The sequence below is a fragment of the Roseateles sp. P5_B10 genome (genome assembly GCF_056400485.1).
In genome coordinates this window covers 1-2,626 of the sequence record NZ_JBFULE010000737.1, presented here as the reverse complement: position 1 = coordinate 2,626, position 2,626 = coordinate 1, and the positions used below count along the sequence as shown (strand labels likewise).

The window sequence follows — 2,626 nt, the reverse complement described above, 5'->3', positions numbered from 1 at the left end:
GCATCATGCTGGCCGCGCTACGCGTCTACCGGCCGCAGCTGTGGACGCGGCTGCAGGCGCGCTCGACGGCGCTCTTGTTCACCGGGTTGGCCATGACCGCCCTCGCCTTCTGGCTGTTCCGCGACCGCACCGGCCTGGTTGCCAACGCGGTTGGCTGGCCGCTGCTTTCTTTCGGCTTCGGCCTGCTCGTACTGGCGGCCAGCACGCCGCGGGCCTGGGCCGTGCCCGGCACGGGCTGGCTGGCAGCCATCTCCTACAGCCTTTACCTGAGCCACAAGATCGCGATGCACGTCGTGCATGTCTGGATCGCACCGGCGCTGCCGCTGCAGGGACCGGCCCTGTTCCCGGTCTATGCCGTCGTCATCCTGGCCGTGGGCGCCGCCCTGCACTATCTCGTCGAAAAGCCGGGCCTGCAACTGCGCGACCGCCTGGCCCGCTCGCCGCGAACCATTGAAACTGGCAGCATGCCGGCATGACGATCCAACCCGGCTCCGAACTCCATCTGCGTGACCTCACCAGGTTGCGCCGCGTGCGCGACCGCATCGACCGCGAATATGCACAGCCCCTGGACGTCGAGGCCCTGGCGCGCGGCGTGCACATGTCGGGCGGCCACCTGAGCCGGCAGTTCCGCCAGGCCTATGGCGAATCGGTCTACAGCTATCTGATGACGCGGCGCATCGAACGCGCCATGGCCCTGCTGCGGCGTGGCGACCTGAGCGTCACCGAGGTCTGCTTCACCGTCGGCTGCTCATCGCTCGGCACCTTCAGCACGCGCTTCAGCGAACTGGTCGGCCAATCGCCCAGCGCCTACAAGCGCGACCAGGCCCAGGCGACGGCGGGCATGCCGGCCTGCGTCGCCCGCCAGGTAACGAAACCGATCAGGAATCGAGAAGCGCCGCAAGAGAGCGAAACCTAGACTTCTTTCCGTGCCTTAACCACCCACAGAGATTGACCCCATGGACATCAGCATTCACTCCAGCTTCCTGCCCCAATCCGACCCGGAAGCCTCGCTGGCCTTCTACCGCGACACCCTCGGCTTCGAGGTGCGCAACGACGTCGGCTACAACGGCCTGCGCTGGATCACGGTCGGCCCGGCCGGCCAGCCGGGCACCWCCATCGTGCTGCACCCGCCGGCGGTCACGCCCGGCGTCACCGAGGACGAGCGCCGCACCATCACCGAGATGATGGCCAAGGGCACCTTCGGCATGTTGATCCTCGCCACGGCCGACCTGGACAAGACCTTCGCCAAGCTCCAAGCCGAGGACGCCGAGATCGTCGAAGAGCCCACGATGCAACCGTACGGCGTGCGCGACTGCGCCGTCCGCGACCCCGCCGGCAACCTGCTGCGCATTCAAGAGAAGCGCTGAATGGCCGACGCTGACAACCACGACCGCATCCGCGTGCAGGGCGCACGTGAGAACAACCTCAAGGACGTCAGCGTCGACATCCCCAAGCGGCGGCTGACCGTGTTCACCGGCGTGTCCGGCTCGGGCAAGAGCTCCCTCGTCTTCGGCACCATCGCAGCCGAGTCGCAGCGCCTCATCAACGAGACCTACAGCGCCTTCGTGCAGGGCTTCATGCCCACGCTGGCGCGGCCCGAGGTGGACGTGCTGGAGGGCATCACCACGGCCATCATCGTCGACCAGGAGCGCATGGGCGCCAATGCCCGCTCCACGGTCGGCACGGCCACCGACGCCAACGCGATGTTGCGCATCCTGTTCAGCCGCGTCGGCAAGCCGCAGATCGGCCCGCCCAGCGCCTTCGCCTTCAACGTGCCGTCGGTGCAGGCCACTGGTGTCATCACCGTCGACAAGGGCGGCGCCAGCAAGGCCGTCAAGCAGACCTTCTCGCGCACCGGCGGCATGTGCCCGCGCTGCGAGGGCATGGGCTCGGTGTCGGACTTCGACCTTGACCAGCTGTTTGATGCCAGCAAGTCCATCAACGGCGGCGCGATCAACATCCCCGGCTACAGCATGGAGGGCTGGTACGGCCGCATCTTCAGAGGCTGCGGCTTCTTCGACCCCGACAAGCCGATTGCCAAGTTCACCAAGCGCGAGCTGCACGACCTGCTGCACAAGGAGCCGACCAAGATCAAGGTCGACGGCATCAACCTGACCTATGCCGGACTGATCCCGTCGATCCAGAAGTCCTTTCTGTCGAAGGACGTCGACGCGCTGCAGCCGCACATTCGCGCCTTCGTCGACCGCGTCATCACCTTTCAGACCTGCCCCGAATGCCATGGCACGCGGCTCAGCGAAGCGGCACGGTCCTGCAAGATCGGCAAGCACAGCATCGCCGACGCCTGCTCAATGCAGATCAGCGACCTGGCCGACTGGGTGCGCGGCTTGAAGGGCGCCGAGGTCGCACCGCTGCTGAAGGCGTTGAGCCATCTGCTCGATGCCTTTGCCGAGATCGGCCTGGGCTATCTGTCGCTGGACCGGCCAACCGGCACGCTGTCCGGTGGCGAGGCCCAGCGCGTGAAGATGATCCGCCACCTCGGCTCGTCCCTGACCGATGTCAGCTATGTCTTCGATGAACCGACCACCGGCCTGCACCCGCACGACATCCAGCGCATGAACGAGCTGCTGGGCCGGCTGCGCGACAAGGGCAACACCGTGCTCGTCGT

4 protein-coding genes are annotated in these 2,626 nt (G+C 66.7%); all 4 read left to right on the top strand.

Annotated features, from left to right (window positions below; genetic code table 11):
• The coding region (locus AC1DU6_RS26805) for an acyltransferase family protein (protein ID WP_477860833.1) at positions 1-476 on the top strand (476 nt) is incomplete at its 5' end.
• On the top strand, positions 473-916 hold the full coding sequence (locus tag AC1DU6_RS26800; RefSeq protein ID WP_457324065.1) for a helix-turn-helix transcriptional regulator: 444 nt from the start codon (positions 473-475) through the stop codon (positions 914-916). The genes AC1DU6_RS26805 and AC1DU6_RS26800, both read left to right, overlap by 4 nt.
• 40 nt (positions 917-956) lie before the next feature.
• Complete coding sequence (locus AC1DU6_RS26795) at positions 957-1,367, top strand: VOC family protein (RefSeq protein ID WP_477860831.1); 411 nt, start codon at positions 957-959, stop codon at positions 1,365-1,367.
• The coding region (locus AC1DU6_RS26790; RefSeq protein ID WP_477860829.1) for an excinuclease ABC subunit UvrA at positions 1,368-2,626 on the top strand (1,259 nt) is incomplete at its 3' end. It abuts the gene before it with no gap.

What these genes read in the sequence shown, in the direction of transcription:
- AC1DU6_RS26800 (WP_457324065.1), top strand. Translation starts at nt 473, where the DNA reads ATGACGATCCAACCCGGCTCCGAACTCCATCTGCGTGACCTCACCAGG.